The 19341-nt window shown below is 72.7% G+C and carries 15 protein-coding genes; 6 read left to right on the top strand and 9 right to left on the bottom strand.

Annotated elements, in window-relative coordinates; genetic code table 11:
* Positions 1 to 123 precede the first annotated feature (123 nt).
* Both KU893_RS05665 and KU893_RS05660 read right to left on the bottom strand, forming a co-directional pair.
* Positions 124 to 417: a hypothetical protein gene (locus KU893_RS05665; RefSeq protein WP_218233366.1), complete on the bottom strand. Its 294-nt coding sequence runs from the start codon at positions 415 to 417 to the stop codon at positions 124 to 126.
* Between the two features lie 82 nt (positions 418 to 499).
* On the bottom strand, positions 500 to 1396 hold the full coding sequence (locus KU893_RS05660; protein WP_218233365.1) for an alpha/beta hydrolase family protein: 897 nt from the start codon (positions 1394 to 1396) through the stop codon (positions 500 to 502).
* Between the two features lie 49 nt (positions 1397 to 1445).
* Between KU893_RS05660 and KU893_RS05655 the strand changes: the two genes are divergently transcribed.
* The 3 genes from KU893_RS05655 to KU893_RS05645 all read left to right on the top strand — a co-directional run bounded on the left by KU893_RS05655 (position 1446) and on the right by KU893_RS05645 (position 7069).
* On the top strand, positions 1446 to 2015 hold the full coding sequence (locus KU893_RS05655; protein WP_218233364.1) for a TetR/AcrR family transcriptional regulator: 570 nt from the start codon (positions 1446 to 1448) through the stop codon (positions 2013 to 2015).
* 115 nt (positions 2016 to 2130) lie between these two features.
* Complete coding sequence (locus KU893_RS05650) at positions 2131 to 2709, top strand: hypothetical protein (RefSeq protein WP_218233363.1); 579 nt, start codon at positions 2131 to 2133, stop codon at positions 2707 to 2709.
* 145 nt (positions 2710 to 2854) lie between these two features.
* Positions 2855 to 7069, top strand: coding sequence for a carboxypeptidase-like regulatory domain-containing protein (locus tag KU893_RS05645; protein WP_218233362.1), 4215 nt, complete (start codon positions 2855 to 2857; stop codon positions 7067 to 7069).
* An 81-nt stretch (positions 7070 to 7150) separates the two neighbouring features.
* Here KU893_RS05645 and KU893_RS05640 read toward each other — a convergent pair whose 3' ends face one another.
* Positions 7151 to 10675: an indolepyruvate ferredoxin oxidoreductase family protein gene (locus tag KU893_RS05640; RefSeq protein ID WP_218233361.1), complete on the bottom strand. Its 3525-nt coding sequence runs from the start codon at positions 10673 to 10675 to the stop codon at positions 7151 to 7153.
* On the bottom strand, positions 10672 to 11778 hold the full coding sequence (locus KU893_RS05635) for a Glu/Leu/Phe/Val dehydrogenase family protein (protein WP_218233360.1): 1107 nt from the start codon (positions 11776 to 11778) through the stop codon (positions 10672 to 10674). The genes KU893_RS05640 and KU893_RS05635 overlap by 4 nt, the downstream gene beginning before the upstream one ends.
* A 131-nt stretch (positions 11779 to 11909) precedes the next feature.
* Here KU893_RS05635 and KU893_RS23495 point away from each other — a divergent pair, with 131 nt between their 5' ends.
* Positions 11910 to 12359, top strand: a complete 450-nt coding sequence (locus KU893_RS23495; protein WP_218233359.1) for an Lrp/AsnC family transcriptional regulator — start codon at positions 11910 to 11912, stop codon at positions 12357 to 12359.
* Between the two features lie 84 nt (positions 12360 to 12443).
* On the opposite strand, the gene KU893_RS05625 is transcribed toward KU893_RS23495, so the two are convergent.
* The 4 genes from KU893_RS05625 to KU893_RS05610 form a co-directional block, all read right to left on the bottom strand.
* Positions 12444 to 12695 carry a hypothetical protein gene (locus KU893_RS05625; protein ID WP_218233358.1) on the bottom strand — a complete coding sequence of 84 codons (252 nt, stop codon included), beginning with the start codon at positions 12693 to 12695 and terminating at the stop codon, positions 12444 to 12446.
* Positions 12696 to 12785: 90 nt separating this feature from the next.
* On the bottom strand, positions 12786 to 14192 hold the full coding sequence (locus KU893_RS05620; RefSeq protein WP_218233357.1) for an HNH endonuclease signature motif containing protein: 1407 nt from the start codon (positions 14190 to 14192) through the stop codon (positions 12786 to 12788).
* Between the two features lie 282 nt (positions 14193 to 14474).
* Entirely contained in the window at positions 14475 to 14891 is a 417-nt protein-coding gene (locus KU893_RS05615; protein ID WP_218233356.1) for a hypothetical protein, read from the bottom strand.
* Between the two features lie 23 nt (positions 14892 to 14914).
* Entirely contained in the window at positions 14915 to 15499 is a 585-nt protein-coding gene (locus KU893_RS05610; protein ID WP_218233355.1) for a TetR/AcrR family transcriptional regulator, read from the bottom strand.
* A gap of 161 nt (positions 15500 to 15660) precedes the next feature.
* On the opposite strand from KU893_RS05610, the gene KU893_RS05605 reads away from it, so the two are divergent.
* Positions 15661 to 17094, top strand: coding sequence for an APC family permease (locus KU893_RS05605; RefSeq protein WP_246591951.1), 1434 nt, complete (start codon positions 15661 to 15663; stop codon positions 17092 to 17094).
* 1 nt (position 17095) lies between these two features.
* Positions 17096 to 18457, top strand: coding sequence for a flavin monoamine oxidase family protein (locus KU893_RS05600; protein ID WP_218233354.1), 1362 nt, complete (start codon positions 17096 to 17098; stop codon positions 18455 to 18457).
* A gap of 28 nt (positions 18458 to 18485) precedes the next feature.
* Here the strand turns inward: KU893_RS05600 and KU893_RS05595 are convergent, their stop codons facing one another.
* Positions 18486 to 19325, bottom strand: coding sequence for an arylamine N-acetyltransferase family protein (locus tag KU893_RS05595; RefSeq protein WP_218233353.1), 840 nt, complete (start codon positions 19323 to 19325; stop codon positions 18486 to 18488).
* Positions 19326 to 19341: the final 16 nt, after the last annotated feature.

Raw genomic sequence — 19341 nt, 5'->3', positions numbered from 1 at the left:
AGTCTGACCGCGCGTCGCCAACGACACGCTCACCATCGACAACGTCAACGAAACCAGAGGCGCCCGCCCCCACCATCGGGGACGGGCGCCTCACCCTGCCTCTTGACAGGAAGCCGCTACATATCAGCTGGTCACCTGTAGGGGGGTGTCCGTGGTGGTGGCAGAGGTGACCTGCCAGCCGGTCGGCGCGGCAGTGCCCCGGCCCGGATCGGGTGGACGCCGAACCGTCGCGCAGGTCGCGGCCATCCAGGGAGCCGTCCTCGATGTCGGCGCTGTGGCGGTGCCGTTCTTCATGGCGTTCCTGCGGTCGTCGCGTTCAAGGGGGCGGGAGGCGTGCGGAGGAGGCGGGTACGGCCCGATGGTGGCGGCCAGGACGAGGATGGCGATGCCGAACCTCGGGGCCAGGTGCTGCTGCATGGTGTTCCTTCCGTTGTCGCGCGCGGGCGTGAGGAGGTCGTCGGCCGAGCCCGTACGACCGTGCTCGCGGATGGCGCTGGGCTCAGGTGGCGAGCAGCGGGGCGACCAGCTCGTTCCAGGCGGGACGCAGCCGCGCCCGGAACAGTCCGTGGTGGCCGACCCGGTCGGCCCCGAGGTCGGCGGGGGCCAGGCGGCGTACGTCGACAGCGGTGCCGGTGAACAGTGCCTCCATCGCGCTCATCGCGGGCTCGGCCAAGAGCTCGTCGTCGGTGAAGTGCACGGAGGTGAGGGGCGCCGTGATCGCCGCGAAGCGGGCGTGGATGTCCGGTACGTCGACCGCGAAGTAGTCCGCAGCCAGGCACCATCGGGCCCACTGCCGCATCGCGCCGGTCGGGAGGTCGCCGGTCATCCGCAGCGCTCCACCGGGGTAGTAGCCGACCAGTCGGGTGGTCACCGGTGCGACGACTCGGAACATCAGCCAGGCCGGCACCTTGATCCGGGGGCGGTTGAACCGCCAGCTGCCCACGCCGGTGGAGACCATCACGATCCGCGAGACCAGGTCGTGACGCACGAAGGGGAGCAGCTGGGCGCCCATGCTGTGGCCCAGGTAGGTGACCGGCAGGCCCTCGGCCCGCTCGAGCAGGGTCTCCAGGGCCCGTGCGGCGTCGCCGCCCCAGGTGAGCAGGCTGGTGTCGCGGGCCGCACGCAGCTCGGCGACCGTGCCCATGCCCCGGTAGTCGTAGGTCAGCGCGAGGAAGCCCGCCTCGGCCAGCCAGGTCGCGAACGCGGTGTAGTACGACGAGCGGGTCGCCATCGCCGGAGCGACGATGACCGCGCCGATCGGGGCGTCGGCCGGCACGAACCAGGTGCCGCGCAGCTGGTGGCCGTCGTCGGCGAGGAAGTGCGCCGGCTCGACGGCGATCTGCGGGCTCGCGGCGGCGACCGAGAGGTCGTTATAACAACCGTCATAGAGCGTCATGGCGAGCACATTAGGACACTCGTCATAGACGTGCAAGTACGATGGCGCCGTGAGTGCACAGCGACGCGGCGATGCCCGGGCCCGGATGGTGGCCGGCGCTGCCCGGATGATCGGGCACGGTGGTGTGGACGCGATGAGCCTGCGGGCGCTCGCGGAGCGCTTCGAGGTTCCCCTGGGCTCCACCTACCACTACTTCCCCGGCGGGAAGGCGCAGCTCGTCGACGAGGCGGTACGCCTCGAGGGGGCCCAGGTCGTGGCGCTGATCGACAACACCCCGGCGACCGGCCCGGTCGGCGTGCTGCAGGCGTTCGCCGAGATGTGGCGCTCGGTCCTGACTCGCAGTGGCTACGAGGCGGGATGCTCCGTGCTCGCCGCCGCCTCGGCGACCGAGCCCGGGCCGCGGCAGGCTGCCCGGGACGTGTTCGACGACTGGAATCGTGCCCTCGCCGGGGCGCTGGTGGCATCCGGGGTCCCCGAGGAGCGCGCACCGCGGCTCGCGCGCACCGTCATCGCCTCGGTCGAGGGAGCGATCGGACTGTGCCGCGCGTCGTCCAACGCGGACGCGCTCGATGACGTGGTGGCCGAGCTGTCGCAGATCCTCGAGGCGGCGCGCTCCTGAACCGTGAGCGCGGCGCCCGGCCGAGAGCCGGGACGGCGGGACCGGGGCGGCCCGCGGGAAGCAGGCGGCGTCGGAACCGGAGTGTCGCAGCGGCGGCAGCGCCATAATGCGCCCCATGCTCTTGCTCCGCCGGCCCGCCGCCCTCGCCGCGGCGACCCTGCTCCTGCTCACTGCCGGCTGCTCCTCGGGCGGTGGCTCGGGCGATGGCGACGATGCGGCACAGCCCGGTACGACGGCAGCGACCCCGTCGCGGACCGCACCGCCCCCGACGGCCGACGCCGAGCTGCTCGCCAGCGCACCGGGGCGGGCGATCGACGCCTGGGCCGCGGCGTACGCCCGGGCGGTCAACAAGGGCGACCGCACCTTCGCCGGCGCGACCGACGCGACGGCGCCCGCGGTGCGGGACTGGATGGAGCGGCATGCGGGAGCCGAGTGGGGCCGGTACTTCCCGGGTCCGCTCCCGGTCGCGCCGCTGGGCGCGCGTCCCGTCGACGACACCCACCGCGACGTCGAGGCGTGCGTGCTGGTGTCCGGGTGGACCCAGGAGTCGCGCACGGTCCGTCGTACCCGCTCGCGGGCGGTGGCCGGCGTGACCTTCCGGCTGGTGTCGGCCCCGGCCGGCTGGCGGGTCGACCGGATCAGCAGCGCCGAGATCGACTGCCGCGACGTCGTGCCGCCCACGCGCACCTGGTGAGCCTGCGCCGTACGGCACGGTTTTGAGACCGCTCTGAAGATTTCCGCGGAACGCCGGACACGGACCTCCTGCGCTGGTTAGCCTCCGGCCAGCAGCCGTATGTCTCCGGGACGTGCGGCGCTGACGACTTATGGGGAGTCGATTGATGCGTACGCACGCCCGTGGACCGGTGGTTCGCCTGCTCACCGCGGTGCTGACCACCGCCCTGGCCCTGGTGGGGCTCGTCGCGTTGACCACCGCGACCGCACCGGTCGCGCAGGCGGCGACGACCGGCATCAGCGGCAAGGTCACCGCGGCGGGCGCCGGAACGCCCCTCGCCGGCATGACCGTCGTCCTCTACTGCAACGAGGACGGCGACTGGTACTGGTGCCAGGACACGACGAGCGGCACGGGCGGTGCCTACGCGTTCGACACCCTGCCCGCCTCGCTGGGTGGCAGCTACCACGTGGGCGCGTTCAGTGACGACAACCGGTACGCCGCCACCTTCGTCGGCGGCACCGACGAGGTCAACGCGACCGGCATCGAGCCGCCCGCCACCGACGTCGACCTCGCGATGCAGCCGAACGCCGCGATCACCGGCAAGGCCACGCAGGGTCTGCTCGCCACGGGCGTCGCGGGCGTCGACGTGTGCCTCTACCAGCAGTTCGCCGACGAGGACTGGAGCGGCTGGTACTGCGTCAACGAGACGACCACGGCCGCCAACGGCAGCTACACGTTGTGGGCCGAGCCGGGCACCTACCGGGTGGGCTTCTCGACCGCCGACAACCACCTCCGCGAGGTCTACTACGCCAACGCGGCGAGCGTCGAGAACGCCACCGACCTGGTGGTCGGCGCGTCGGGACGCAGCCAGGTCAACGCCAAGCTGGTGCCGAACGCCAAGGTCACCGGCAAGGTGAGCGTGACCGACTCCGCGACCGGCATCGGCGGCGCCCAGGTGACGGCCTACCAACTGGTCCAGGACGGCGCGGACTCGTCCTGGGAGCCGGGCCACGCCGCCACGGCTGACGGCACCGGCAGCTACGAGCTCTACCTGGCACCCGGCGCCTACCGGATCGGCTTCGAGGGTCCCTGCTCGGCCGACGGCGAGTGCAGCCAGGAGTACCGCGCCGAGTTCTGGGACGACAAGGCCACCGTCGAGGCCGCGAACGACGTCACCGTCGGCAACAGCGGCGCGGTCGGCAACGTCAACGCCGCGCTCACGCGCAACCCGAGGGTCACCGGAACGGTGACCGAGCAGGACGGCGGCGCCCCGATCGCCGGCGCCCGGGTCAGGGCGCTGCAGCAGGTCACCGAGGTGTACGACGGCGAGACCTTCACCTACTGGGACCAGGTCGCCTCGGCGAGTGCCGATGCGACCGGTGCGTACGCGCTCCCCGCGCCGCCCGGAACCTACCGGCTGTCCTTCGACGAGGGCTGCGCCGAGTGGCCCTGTGCCGACATCTTCCAGACCGAGTACTGGCAGGAGGCCGCCACGCTGGAGACCGGCAAGGACGTCACGCTGGGCGGCACCCTCACCTTGCCCGGACGCAACGGGACGCTGGCGAAGAACGGCAAGATCACCGGCACCGTGACGGCCGAGGACGGCGGTGCGCCGATCGCCGACGTCCAGGTCGTCGTCTTCGACGAGGAGACCGAGGACGGCGAGACCTACTGGAGCCCGGTCGGCTTCGCGACCACCGACGAGACCGGGAAGTACACGCTGCACGCGGCTCCGGGCAGCCACCGGGTCGGCTTCTTCGAGCTCTGCTCGGGCGCGGACTGCCGCTACCTGCCGGAGTTCTACGACGATGCGGCGACGCCCGACGCCGGTACGGCGGTCGCCGTCGCCGGCCCCGACACCACCACGCCGGACATCGACGCCGCGCTGGCCGAGGGGTCGCTGATCACCGGCACCCTCACCGACAACGCCGACGTGCCCGTCGCCGACGCCAGCGTCTCGGTGTACGCCGAGGACGGCGGCGACTGGACGCCGGTCGACGGCACCTGGTCCGACGAGGACGGCAGCTACGCCGTCCTCGTCCCGGACGGCAGCTTCCGCGTGGGCTTCAGCTCGTGGGACGGCGCGTTCACCGACGAGTACTACGACGACAGCCTCACCCTCGCGGGTGCGGACACGGTCGTCGTCGCCGGCGCGGACCAGACGCACATCGACGCGGAGCTCGGTCTCACGCTCGTCAACGCCGAGGCCCCGACGATCCCGGACGCGGACCCGAAGGTCGGCGAGACGATCACCGCCGACACGGGCACCTGGTCCGCGACGCCGGACGCCTTCACCTACCGGTGGTTCCAGTCCGGCACGACCGACCCGATCGGTACCGATCAGGACCTCGTGGTCCCGGCCGGCGCCCTGGGCAAGCAGCTCACGCTCGAGGTCACGGCCACGAAGGCCGGGTACGCCGACGGCGTCGCCACCTCGCTCCCGTCGGCCGCCGTGGCGCAGGGCGTGCTCACCAGCACGGCCAAGCCGACGGTCTCCGGCGCGGTCGCGGTGGGCAGCACGGTCACCGCGCTCGAGGGCACCTGGTCGGCGACCCCCGACGCCTACACCTACGAGTGGTTCCAGGCCGGTACGGCGACCCCGATCGGCACCAGCAGGACGCTCGTCGTCCCGGCCGGTGCGGTCGGCAAGACGCTGAGCGTGAAGGTCACCGCGACCAAGGCCGGCCACACCAGCGGTGTCGCCACCTCGGACCCGACCGCGGCGGTCACCCCGGCCGGCCTGGCCAACACGGTCAAGCCGACGATCTCCGGCGACCTCGTGGTCGGCGGCACGGTCAGCGCGGTCGAGGGCACCTGGTCCGACACCCCGGACAGCTACACCTACCGCTGGTTCCAGGCCGGCACGGCCGAGCCGATCGGCACGGGCGAGCAGCTGGAGATCCCGACCAGCGCGTGGGGCAAGACCCTCACCGTCGAGGTCACCGCGGTCAAGCTGGGCCACCACGACAGCACGGCCACCTCGGACCCGTCCGCGGCGGTCGACGCCGGCAGCTTCGCGACCCCGCCGACCCCGGCGATCACGGGTGAGGCCAAGGTCGGCGCCACGCTCACGGCGGTCGAGGGCGCCTGGTCCCCGACGCCGGGCACCTACGCCTACCAGTGGTACCAGGCCGGCACGACCGAGCCGATCGGCACGACGAAGAACCTGGTCGTCCCGGTCGGTGCCCTGGGCAAGAAGCTGACGGTGAAGGTCACCGGGGTCAAGGTCGGCTACCAGGTCGCGTCCGCGACCTCGGAGCCGACGGCCGCGGTCGCACCCGGCGACCTGGCGAACACGGCCGCCCCGAGCATCACCGGCGAGGTCAAGGTCGCGAAGACCGTCACCGCCGGCAACGGCACCTGGTCGGTCACCCCGGACAGCTACACCTACCGGTGGTTCCAGGCCGGTACGGCGACCCCGATCGGCACCGGCAAGGAGCTCGTCGTCCCGGCGGGTGCCGCCGGCAAGCTGCTCACGGTCGAGGTCACCGCGAAGGCGGCGGGCTACGAGGACGGCGTCGCCGGCTCGGCGCCGTCGGGTGCGGTCGCCCTGGGCGACCTGGTCAACACCGCGCCCCCGACGGTGGTCGGCACGGCCCAGGTGGGCAGGACCGTCACGGCCGACCCGGGCACCTGGACGCCTGCTCCCGCGCCGGACGGCTTCACCTACGTCTGGTTCCGGGCCGACTCCGACGACCCGATCGGCACCGGCAAGGAGCTGGTCGTCCCGGCCGCAGCCGACGGCAAGAAGCTGTGGGTCACCGTGACCGCGTCGGTGCCCGGGTACGCCGAGAGCTCGGCGGACTCCGAGCACACGGGTGCGGTCATCCCCCCGGCCACCCAGGCGTTCACCGTCCGTCCTTCCCTCACCGGCACCGCCCGGGTCGGGGAGACGGTCACGGCCCAGGACGGCACCTGGACGGACAAGCCGGACCGCTTCACCTACCGGTGGTTCCAGTTCGGCTCCACCACCCCGATCGGCACCGGCAAGACCCTGGTGGTCCCGCCGGGCGCCGTCGGGTGGGCGCTCGTGGTCGAGGTGACGGCCCACAAGGCCGGCTATGCCGACCGGGCCGTGCTCACGGTGCCGACGGCACCGGTCGCCGCCGGCAAGCTGAAGGTGAGCGGCACGGTGTCCCTGGCCGGCAAGGCCAAGGTCGGCAAGAGGCTCAAGGTCGTCCTCCCGACGGTCGTGCCGGCGGGCGCCACCGTCACGGTGCAGTGGCTGGTCGGCAAGAAGCCGGTCCCGGGCGCCACGAAGAAGACGCTGAAGCTGGACACCGCGCTGTACCGCGGCACCAAGGTCCGCGCCGTCGTGGCCTGGACCCTGCCCGGCTACACGACCGTGGTGCTCAAGACGGCCAAGGTGAGGATCAAGTAGCGCTCATCGAGCAGAGCAGACGACGAGGCCCCCGCCATCCGGTGGGGGCCTCGTCGCGTGGTCGGCAGCGGCGCGGCTGCCTCAGCCGATCGACGCCGGCGGCGTGACGCCGAGCTCGCGGAGCGCGGCGGCGTACTCCTCGACGTTGCGCAGCTTGACCGTCTCGTAGCCACGGACCAGGTCGGGCAGCTCGGCGATCCGCACCGCCCGGTCGTACGACGCCGGGTCGGCCAGGTCGGTCGCGAGGTCGGCGACCAGCGCGCGGTAGTGGTCGCGCAGGTCGCGCTCCACCTTGCGCAGGTGGGCGTAGCCGAAGACGTCCGCGCGGGTGCCGCGCAGCGACTTCATCCGGGCCAGGGCGCGCAGCGAGCCGTGCGACTTCGGGCCGAACGAGATCTTCGACTTGCGGCCCATCGCCCGCAGCACCGGCGGGTGCAGCTTGAACGCGATCGTGCCGCCGGGGAAGGCGTCGCCGGTCGAGGCGAGGAAGGCCGGGTCGGTGAGGAGCCGGGCGACCTCGTACTCGTCCTTGTACGCCGTCAGCTTGAACAGGTTGCGCGCCACGGCCTCGCTGAACCGGGTGTCCGTGGTGACGGCCCGCTCGGCGGCGGCGACCTGGGCGACCAGGGCGACGTAGGCGTCGGCGAGCCTCTCGTCCTGGTAGGCGACCAGGTTGGCGGCCCGCGTCGAGACCAGGCGCAGCAGCTCGCCCTCGAGGCCGGCGGCCGCCACGGAGGCGGGCACCGGGACCTCGCGGACCGGAGCCGTCGGGGCCGCCGGGGCAGCCGCGGCCCCGGCCGCGCGGAAGGCGGCGGGGTCGGTGACGGCCACGCGACCCCAGCGGAAGGCGGCGATGTTGGCCGCGACCGCGGTGCCGTTGATCTCGATGGCCTCCTCGATCGCCGCAGCGGGCAGCCGCAGCGCGCCGGTCTGGTGCGCGGCGCCGACGAGCAGGAAGTTCGCGGCGACCGTGTTGCCGAAGATCCGGTCCGCCGCCTCGAGCGCGTCGAAGTCGAACAGCTCGACGCTGGCGGTGCGGACCCGGTCCAGCAGCCCGGCCTCGTCGGGGTGCTGCACCGTCGGGTCGTGGACCATCGCACCGGTGGCGGTGCGGCTGGTCGAGACCACAGCGCGGGTCACGGCCGGGTCGCCGTACGCCAGGTTGCGGTCCTCGGCGAGGGTGAGCAGGTCGAAGCCGAGGAGGCAGTCGGCCGACCCGGGGGTGAGCCGGTTGGCCGGCTCGAGGTCGCCGGCGGCGAAGCGCAGGTGCCCGGTGACCGGCCCCGCCTTCTGGCTCAGGCCGGTCTGGTCGAGCGACTCGACGGCGTACCCGGCGCGCAGCGCGGCCGTGGCCAGCACCTGGTTGACGGTCACGATGCCGGTGCCGCCGATGCCGGCCATGAACACGTTCTGGGTCGCGGTGACCGGCTGGTCCGCCGTGCTCGCGACGACCGACGGCGGGGTCGGGTACGAGCGCTTGACCTTCGCCGCCTTCGCCGCCTTGGGTGTCTTGCGGCGCTTGCGCGGCGCGGTCTCCACGGTGACGAAGGAAGGGCAGTCGCCGTCGAGGCAGCTGTAGTCGGTGTTGCAGGAGGTCTGCTCGATGCGGGTCTTGCGGCCGTACTCGGTCTCCACGGGCTGCACCGACAGGCAGTTGCTCTTCGCGCCGCAGTCGCCGCAGCCCTCGCACACGGCCTCGTTGATCACGACGCGCTGGGTGCGGGCGGGCAGGGCGCCCCGCTTGCGCTGGCGGCGGGCGTCGGCGGCGCAGTGCTGGTCGTAGATCAGCACGGTGACGCCGGGGGTCTCGCGCAGCAGCAGCTGGGCCTCGTCGAGGCGGTCGCGGTGCCACAGCAGGGTGCCGGCCGCGAGGTCGCGGCGGCGGTGGCGGCCCGGGTCGTCGGCACACACGACGATCTTCGCGACGCCCTCGGTGCGCAGCTTGTGGGTCAGCTGCGCGACGGACAGAGCGCCCTCGGCGTCCTGGGCGCCGGTCATGGCGACGACCTCGTTGTAGAGCAGCTTGTAGGTGATGTTCACCCCGGCGGCGATGCAGGCCTGCACCGCGAGCTGCGCGGAGTGGAAGAAGGTGCCGTCGCCGACGTTCTGGAAGATGTGGCCGGCGTCGGTGAACCACGCCTGCCCGATCCACTGGGCGCCCTCGCCGCCCATCTGGGTCACGCCGGTGACGGCGCTCTCCGGACGGTCGGAGATGGTCACCATCACGTGGCAGCCGATCCCGCCGCCGCCCATGGAGCCCTCGGGCACCACGGTGGAGCGGTTGTGGGGGCAGCCCGAGCAGAAGTACGCCGACCGGTTGACCGGAAGCAGCGGCAGCGACGTGCGCGGGCGCTGGGGCGGGGCCACCGTCAGCCAGCCCTCGAGGGCGTGGCGCAGCGGTGCGAGCAGCCGACCGGCGGTGAGCTCGCCGTCGGCGGGGATCAGCAGCCGGCCCGACGCGTCCCGCTTGCCGAGGATCCGCGGGGCGTTCTCGGTGCCGTAGAGCAGGTCGCGGACCTGCATCTCCATGAAGGAGGTCTTGTCCTCGACGACCACGATCTCCTCGAGGCCCTCGGCGAAGCGGAGCACGGCCTCGGGCTCGACCGGGCTCATCATGCCCATCCGCAGCACCCGGACGCCGGCCTCCGTGAGCGCCTCGTCGGTGACGCCGAGGTCCGTGAGCGCCTGGCGCAGCGAGTCGTAGCAGCTGCCGGACGCGACCAGGCCGAGGCGGGCCCCGGGGGCGTCGACCTCGACCACGTTGAGGCCGTTGCGGGCGGAGTACTCGTGGACCAGCGCCGTGCGCGGGCCGACGAGCTCCGCCTCGGCGCCGACGATCATCGCCGGGCGCAGCACGATCGGGCTCTGCGTGTAGGCGTAGGGGTGACCGTTCCAGTCGATCGCAGGCGTGACCGGCGTCAGGTCGAGGTCGGCGCTGTCGACGACCCACGCGCCGTCGGCGACGTCGGCGACGATCTTGAGCGCGACCACGCAGCCGCTGGCCCGCGACATCTCGATCGCGTGCAGGCCGAGGGTGACGATCTCGGTGGAGCTGCGCGGGAACAGCACCGGGATGCCGAGCGCGGCCAGCGACCGCTCGCTGACGGCCGGCACCGTCGAGGACTTGGACGCCGGGTCGTCGCCGACGAGCAGCACGGCGCCGCCGCGGCGGTTGACGCCGTACATGTTGGCGTGGCGCAGGGCGTCGGTCGCCCGGTCCACGCCGGGGCCCTTGCCGTACCAGAAGCCGGTCACGCCGTCGTACTTGCTGGTGCCGAGCGGCAGGTCGAGCTGGCTGCCCCACACGGCGGTGGCGGCGAGCTCCTCGTTGAGGCCCGGGACGAAGCGGATGTCGTTCTCGTCGAGCACGTCCTGCATGCCGGCGAGCATCCGGTCGAGGCCGCCGAGCGGGCTGCCCTGGTAGCCGGACACGAAGGAGGCGGTCTTGAGGCCGCGGCGGCGGTCGAGCGCGCGGTGCTCGACGAGGAGGCGGGCGATGGCCTGCACGCCGGTGAGCAGCGTCGGTGGGGCGTCGACCCGGAACCGGTCGTCGAGGTCGTACGGAGCGGCCGGCTCGCCGGCCGGTCGGGCGAGCAGCTCGGTCATCGGCGTACCCCTTCGGTGGTGGTGCCGCGAGCGGGCGCCGCGGCGAGGCGTTCGGTGACGATCTGCGCGGCGACCTCGCTGGGCAGCCGGCCGCTGTCGTCGGAGCGGGTGAGGATCGCGCGGACGGTCGTGGCGATCGCGGCGACGTCGCCGCGGACCTCCTCGGGCGTGCGGTCCCCGATCTCGCCGGCGACCTGGATCAGCCCGCCGGCGTTGGCGACGTAGTCGGGGACCCAGGTGATGCCGCGCCGCTGGAGCAGCGGGGCGACCGAGGAGTCCAGGAGCTGGTTGTTGGCAGCGCCGCAGACGATGCTCGCGCGGATCGCCTCGACCGAGGACGGGGTGAGCGTCGCGCCCAGGGCGCACGGCGCGTAGACGTCGACGGGGGCGTCGAGCACGCTGGCGCGCGTGGTGAGGCCGGGGTGCTGCTCGACCACGCGGGCCAGTGCGGCCTGCGAGGCGTCGGACACGACGACCTCGGCGCCCTCCTCGAGGAGCAGCGCGACCAGGTGGGTGCCGACCTTGCCGATGCCCTCGACACCGACCGTCCTGCCGCGCAGGCCGTCGGGGCCCCAGCGGTGCTCGGCGGTCGCCCGCATCGCGCTGAACACGCCGTAGGCGGTGGAGAAGCCGCTGTCGCCCGAGCCGCCGTTGTGGCCGACGACGTACCGCGTGGCGGTGGCGACCGCGTCGAGGTCCTGCGCCGTCGTACCCACGTCGGCGGCGGTGAAGTAGCGCCCGGAGAGCGTGTCCACGAACCGGCCGTAGGCCGCCATCAGCGCGGGCGTCTTGGTCGTGGCCGGGTCGCCGATGATGACGGCCTTGCCGCCGCCGAGCGCGAGCCCGGCCGCGGCCGCCTTGTGGGTCATCCCCTGGGAGAGGCGCAGCACGTCGGTGAGCGCCTCGGCCTCGCTGGCGTACGGGTAGAACCGGGTGCCGCCGAGGGCCGGGCCGAGGCGGGTGTCGTGGATCGCGATGATCGCGTGCAGGCCCGTGGCCCGGTCACGGCAGAAGACCACCTGCTCGTGGCCGGCGGACGCGAGCTCGTCGGTGCGCTCGAAGACCAGGTCGACGGGGTCGGCGGGAGCCGCGGTGAGGGTCATGCGCACGAGCCTGGGGCCTGGTGGGCCGGGTCACAAGACTTGTCGCTCGCTTTGGCGTCGATCGGCAATCGTGATGGTGCTGAGTCGCGTATTGGCGCAAAGGTTGCGCAGTAGGGAGTAGGTTCTGTTGCGTGAGCGATGCTGCCGTCCTCGACGCCACCGACCGTGCGATCCTCGACCTGCTGCGGGAGAACGCCCGCCGCCCGCTGCGGGAGATCGCGACGGCGGTCGGGCTGACGGTCGCGCCGGTGCAGCGCCGGATCGCGCGACTGGAGAAGCAGGGCGTGATCGAGCGCTACACGGTCAAGATCAACCACGGCCGGATCGCCACCGGCATCGAGGCGATGACCGAGCTCCACTTCGGGGACGACCTGGACCTCGCCCAGATCATGGAGTTCGTCGCGCAGGTCCCCGAGGTCGAGGAGGTCTTCACCCTCGCCGGCGACCCGGACGCGCTGGTGCGGATCCGGGTCGACGGGGTCGAGGACCTGCGCCGCGTGGTCGGCCTACTGCGCTCGGGCCGGGCCGTCGCCAGCACGAAGACGCTCGTGGTGCTGGAGCAGTGGACCCGGTTCGGGTGAGAGGGAGCGGTGCGGAGGCGTCCTGAACGCTGCCTCGACAGCAAGTCGTCCACCGCCACATGACGACGACCGTCGACCGGACGCTCAGGACTTCAACAGCGTCGAAGTCCACGTCGGGCCGTCGGGGTCGCGGGGCGACCAGTACAAGGTCGCGTTCCACCAGCTCCCGTACTCGGTGATCTCGTCGCCCGAGATCACGAGGTCGAGGATCTCGTCATGCGTGAGGCCCAGCTCCTCGATCGTGTCCGCGACTCGGTGCAGGAGGAGAGGAAGGTCCGTCGACGCCGGTCCCTCCGGGTTGCTGAGCGACACGTGCAGTGAGGGGTATCCGTCCACGCCGCGATTCTTGCGGCGCACCCACGTCTTGTCGTTCGGTTTGCGGCAGGCTCGAGCGCCGGAGCCCGCCGGGTGACACCGGGGGCGAGGTCAGGCGGCGCGTGGTCGGGCGGGTCGGTAGGTCGCCCTCCCGCGGAGGCTGTCGAGGGTGTGTCTGGGTGGTGGGGTCCACACGGGTTGTCGGGTGTCGGGGTCGATGTGGACGGCCCACGGCGTCTGGTGGACCAGGACGTGGTGGTGACGGCAGAGCATGACGAGGTTGTCGAGGCTGGTGGCGCCGCCGTCGGCCCAATGCACGACGTGGTGGGCATCGCAGGCCAACGGCATCCGGGTACAGCCCGGGAAGGCACAGTGCCGGTCCCGGACGACCAACGCCATCCAGATCGCGGCGGTCACCAGACGTTGGGCCCGGCCCACGTCGAGAACTTGGCCTTCGGCACCGAGGACGCTCGGGATGATCTCGGCATCACACGCCAGCCGTCGTACCGCACTCGCGGAGAACCGGGCACCGGTCGGGGTGTGCCCGGTGCGGGCCAGACCGGCATCGATCACCTGCTGCTTCAAGCTGTCCTGGTCGATGAGGACCACCACCCGCGGCTTCGACCCGTGGTCACGAGGAAGCTCGTCGGTGGCGGCGAGCCGGTCACACGCATCAACCAGCGCGTCCCACAACCGGGCCCCGGCCTGACGCGGGTCGCGGCCATCATGCCCACACTCCGGGGTCAGACAGGGTGCGCTGGTGGCGACACCGTTCTCGTCGAACATCGCCTCACCCGGCCGCCGGCTCACCCCGCCACAGGCACCGGGTTCGGTGGTGACCGGTGCGGCGAGGGGGTGCAGGGTGGCCTTGATCCTCTCCGCGTCTTCGACGGTGCCGTAGCCCTTGAGGCGCACTCCGCCGTGGCCGTCCTCGGCGAAGGACAGGTGCCGGGCGTGGTGGGCAGCCCGTTCGGCCTTCACGCGTTCCTTCTCGGCGTCGACGATCGCGCTGTCGGGGTCGAGGTCGCGCACCACGTCGCTGAACGCGGTCTGCAGGCCGGACGCGTCGTGGCCGTGGGTGTCGACCAGGTCCAGCATCGCCTCGGCGACCGCGGTTCGGAACTGCGGCACCCGGGGCAGGGTGTGCACCTTGGACGCGATCGCGCGGGCCTGGGGCAGGGTGACCCGGCCGGCCTCGAGGGCGGTCTGGACCTCGGGCAGGTCCCGCAGCTGCTCCACCGCCCGGACCAGCCCACCACCGCTGCCCTTGTGGCCACCGGTGAGGTGGGTCAAGAAGTCCTTGACCGTCGCCCACCCGAGGCCACGCACCGCGTCGGTGGCCTCGACACGTGCGATGCCCCGCAACAGGGCGGCATCGAGAAACGAACGGGCGGCGGTGATCGCCTCCACGCCCGCCACCGCGTCCGGACCGGCGAGCACGTCCCAGTCCTCACCGGCCAGCTCCGCGGCACGCTCGGCCACGGCTGTGGCCTGGTCGAGCGCCCCGAGAGAAGACATGCGCTCAGTCTACTCGAACGTGTGTTCGAGTCAAGAGTCTCGGGGAGCGAGTTCCTTGTGATGTCTCAGGACATCGGTGACAGTTCTGTGTCGGGATGTCTCGCCGGCCGGTACGACGTCCGGAGGGAGAGCGCCGCGGGAACCTTCATGCTGGCCGGAGTTCGCCCCCGACACCTGCAAGTACTCCAACGGCGGCCAGCGACGGTCCTGCTGGTTCTGAGCGGACCGCAGTAGTGGTGGTGTCCGGTGGGCGGTCGACGCGCCGGTGCGCACCACCGCGGATCAGTCGATGTCCGGCGCCTCGACCAGCGACACGGTCCCGGTGCACCACGCGTCGGCACCGTCCGCTCTCAGTGACACCCGACGCGTGAATCCGCCATCGGTGTCGCCGTCGGCGACCCGTATGACGGGGTAGGTCCCGTCGTCGCGCGGCTCCAGGACCGTGCGCGGGTGGTAGGGCGACCGCTTCAGCACCCACGATCGCCGCCGCTCGTCGGTGAGCACCAGAAGCACGTGCACGATCCCGTCGTCGAGCGTGGCGACGGCCACCGCCTCGGCGTCGTCGCAGTCCCACCGGGCCGCGCCGGGATCCGATCCGCGGAAGAGGTCGGAGTCGATCTCCTCTCGCAGCGCGGACACGCCGGAGGTCACCGCCACGCCCAGCGTGAGGCCGGCCAATGCGGCGGCCGCGGTGGTCAAGACGGGGTGCTCGCGGATCATCGTCAGGGCGCCAGGGCCGCGCGGGTGTGTCCGATCGCGGCCTCGCGCTGCGTGGTGCCGCCGCCGTTGACGATCCCGATCGCGAAGCCGTCCCACATCGCCCGCAGCCGGGCCGAGAGGCCCTCCGGGTCGGTGACCTGAGGCAGGCACGCGCGGAGCACGGTGACCAGGTCCTCGTGCCAGTGGTCGTCGAGCTCGCGCTGAGCGGCGGCCAGCTCGGCGTCGTACGGCGCGCGCGCCCAGAGCTCGAGCCACAGCATCCAGCGCGGGTCGCGCTCGTCGACGGGGAGGAAGACGCCGGCGAACTCGAGGACGGTGCCGAGGTCGCCCGTCCCGTTGGCGGCCTGCTCGAGCAGCGGGGCCCGCTGCTCGGCGTACTGGCTCTCGCTCCAGCGCAGCGTCTCCAGCAACAGCCCGTTGCGGGTGCCGAAGTAGTAGAGCAGGTGGCCGCCGCTGGTCTCCAGGCGTGCGGCCAGCGAGGCGATGGTGACCTTGCCGAGGCCCTGCTCCGCGATCATCTCGAGCGTCGCGGCGAGCACCTGCTCTCGGGGCCGGTCCAGGCGCCGGTTCGATCGGGTGCGTGCCACGCAGCACACCCTAGAGGCCTCGCTTTGGTGAGCGATCGCGAAGAAAGAAAATCCGGTCCAGGGGGTTGACGAGCGACCGTGTCGTGGGTCACTTTGAATGCCGTTCAAACATTTGTACGACGTTCAAACCGCGTCGTGGGGCACTGCCGAGGAGTCCGGGAATGACCGAAACGATGACCACCAGGGCGGCCGGGGCGGCCCAGGCCGCCGCGCCCGTCGAGGCTGCCGAGCACGGGCGAGGACTGGCCCGGGTGCTGGGGCCGGGCGGCGCCGTGCTGCTGGTGCTGTCCTGCATCACGCCGGCCTCGAGCCTGTTCATCATCGTCCCCGAGATGATGGCCAGCCAGGGCAGCGGCGTCGTCCTCACGATCGCCGCCGGCATCCTGATCTCGGTCGCGGTCGGCGCCTGCTACGCCGAGCTCGGCACCCGGATGGCCAGCGCCGGCGGCGAGTACGCGATGGTCACCCACACCCTCGGCCGCTGCGCCGGCTGGCTGACCTTCGCCCTCTCCGGCGTGCTGCTCTGGGTGATCCCACCGGTCATCGCGCTCGGCACCGCCGACTACCTCGCCGACCTGGTCAGCCTCGACCGGGCCGTCACCGGCGCGGTCGTCATGCTCGTCGCCACCGGTATCGCGCTGCTCGACATCCGCGCCAACGCACTGGTGACCGGCATCTTCCTGCTCCTCGAGATCGTCGCGGCGGCCGTCGTCGCCGTCCTCGGCGCCGCCCATATCCAGCGCGGGCCGGGCGAGCTGTTCAACGCCCACGTCCTCGGCGACGGCGGCATCGAGCCGTTCACCGCGGCCCTGCTCGTCTCCGGGCTCACCGTCGGCGTGTTCGTCGTCAGCGGCTTCGGTACGGCGGCGTACCTGGCCGAGGAGGTCGTCGAGCCCCGCCGCAACGTGGCCCGCGTGGTGTTCTGGTCCCTCGGCCTCGGCGGCCTGGTGATCCTGGTCCCGACCATCACCACCGTCCTGGCGGTCGACGACCTCGGCGCGCTGGCGACCGGCGACTTCTCGCAGTTCGTCCGCGCCTGGGGCGGCGACGCGACCGCCGTCGCGGTCAACCTCGGCATCGCGATCGCCATCCTCAACGCCGCCATCGTGATGGTGCTGCAGAACAGCCGCGTGGTCTACGCCTCCGGCCGCGACCGCGCCTGGCCGCCCGCCGTCAACCGCGCGCTCAGCCTCCTCGGCCCCCGGTACGGCGCCCCGTGGGTCGCCACCCTGGTGATCGGTATCCCCGGCGCGGTGCTGGCCTGGGGCGTCGACATCGAGGCCTTGCTGGGCATCACATCGGTGATCATCTCCGCGATGTACGTCGTCCTGGCGCTCGCCGCGATCAAGGTGCGCCGGATGAGCACCGCCCCCGGCTGGCGGATGCCGCTGTGGCCGCTGCCGTCGCTGCTGGTCGTCGTCGCGGTCGGCTACGCCCTCGTCGGCGCCTCCGGTGTCGACCTCGCCATCACCGGCGGCATCCTCGCCGTCGCCCTCGTCTACTACCTGACCTACCTGGCCCGCCGGCCCGACGAGCGGTTCGTCGTCGTCGACCCGACCGACGAGCTCATGGCCGCCACCACGGAGGAGAACTGACATGAACACCCACGACGTGATCGTGATCGGCGCCGGCGTCACCGGGCTGACCGCAGCCTGGCGCCTGGCCGAGGCCGGCCAGGAGGTCGTCGTCCTCGAGGCGCGCGACCGCGTCGGCGGCCGGCTGCGCACCGATGTCACCGACCAGGCCGGGGCCCCGGCGTCCTTCGAGATCGGCGGCCAGTGGGTCTCGCCGGACCAGGACGCGCTGATCTCCCTGCTCGCCGAGCTCGGCCTGCCGACGTACCCCCGCCACCGCGACGGCGACTCGCTGTACGTCGGCCGCGACCGGGCCGCCCGCCGCTTCGCCGAGGACCTCCCGGTCTCGCCGTCGACCCGCGCCGCGATCGCCGAGCTCACCAAGAAGCTCGACGAGCTCGCCGCCGCGATGGACCCGGCCCGGCCGTGGGAGCTCGCGGACGCCCGTCATCTCGACAGCATCTCGTTGCGCACCTGGCTCGAGGAGCAGTGCGACGACGCGGAGGCCCGCGACAACATCGCGCTCTACCTCGGCCCGGCGATGCTGACCAAGCCCGCCCATGCGTTCTCTGCCCTGCAGGCGGTGCAGATGGCCGCCAGCGCGGGCTCGTTCAGCAACCTGCTCGACGCCGACGTCATCCTCGACCGCCGCGTCGTCGGCGGCCTGCAGTCGGTCCCGATCGAGCTCGCCCGCCGGCTCGGCGACCGGGTCCGCCTCGGCCAGGACGTCACCCACGTCGCGTGGACCGAGGAGGGCGTGGTGGTCCACGTCGGTGACGACGCGTACGCCGCGCGCCGGCTGGTCGTCGCCGTACCCCCGACCGTCGTGCGCCGGATCCGGTTCACCCCCGAGCTCCCCGCGGAGCAGCGGATCGCCCGCGAGCACCAGTCCTTCGGTCTGGTGGTCAAGGTGCAGGCGATGTACCCGACGCCGTTCTGGCGCGCGGACGGACTCGACGGCACCGCCTTCGGTCCCTACGAGCTGGTGCACGAGGCCTACGACAACACCCCCGAGGGCGAGTCCCGCGGGGTACTGGTCGGCTTCGTCTCCGACGTCAACGCCGACGCGGTCGGTGCGCTCGACGCCGAGGAGCGCCGCGAGCGGATCCTCGACGCGCTCGCCACGTACTTCGGCGAGCAGGCCCGCCACCCGATCGCGTACGTCGAGAGCGACTGGCAGCACCAGGAGCTCACCGGCGGCGCCTACGGCACCAGCTTCGACCTCGGCGGCCTGACCCGGTGGGGCCACGTGCTCCGGCAGCCCGTGGGGCCGATCGAGTTCGGCAGCAGCGACGTCGCCGGCCTCGGCTTCCAGCACGTCGACGGCGCGGTCCGGGTCGGGACCGAGATCGCGGCGGGCCTGGGCGCGCGGGCGACCGCCTGATCGACAAGCCGGGGCCGGCGGGTCGCAGTCAGCTGAGCCCGGCGACCCGTTCGAGCAGCGCGCGCTCCTCGTCCGCCGTCAGCGGTACGGCGAGCGCGCGCAACCACTCACGCAGCTCGCCCGGTGCCAGCGGCCGGTGCTCGGTCGGGGCGCCGGGTCGTCGTACGGTCAGGGTGGTCGCGGTGACCGTGACGTGCCGGCCCTCCTCGTGGCGGGTGAGCAGGAAGCTGCTGCGGAAGTGCGAGCCCGGGAAGGTGCTCGTGTAGTGATGGCCCATCGCGACGTCCACCGGCAGCACCGGCAGCTCCTCGACGGTGTGGGCGTGCTCCCAGCCCGCCTCGCGCAGCCGCTGCAGCCCCCAGCCCTCGGCGACGCCGGCCCGGTCGCGCACCCGGACCACGCGGTACGGCCAGCCGTTCTGGTCGCTGCCGGCGCCGTCGGCCAGCAGGGCCGGCCGGACCAGGCTCATCCCGAAGCCCGGGTCGCACAGCAGCCGCTCGCCGTCGAGGCGGACCTCGACCGTCATGTGGGTGCGGCCCTGCACGTCGCCCGTCGCCGGGTCCCCGACCCGCCCGAGGCGCCGCTGGACGTCGTACCCGAGGCGGTCCAGGGCGGCCGCGAAGACGGTGGCGTGCTCGAAGCAGTAGCCGCCCCGGCCGCGTCCCACGAACTTCTCGTCGAGCACGTCCAGGCCGACGCCGGGGTGCTGGTCGAGCAGCACGTCGATGTTGTCGAAGGTGAAGGTCCGCACGTGCGCCTCGTGCAGCGCGTCGAGCGCGGCTCGCGAGGGGGTGGCCGCCGGCTGGCCGAGCCGCGCGAGGTAGCCGGCGAGGTCGAGCCGGTCGGTCTGCCACAGGTCGTCCGTCACGCCTCGAGCGTACGGA

The sequence above is a fragment of the Nocardioides daeguensis genome (assembly GCF_019192965.1).
Lineage (GTDB): Bacteria > Actinomycetota > Actinomycetes > Propionibacteriales > Nocardioidaceae > Nocardioides > Nocardioides daeguensis.
This window is presented reverse-complemented; position numbering and strand designations above follow the sequence as displayed.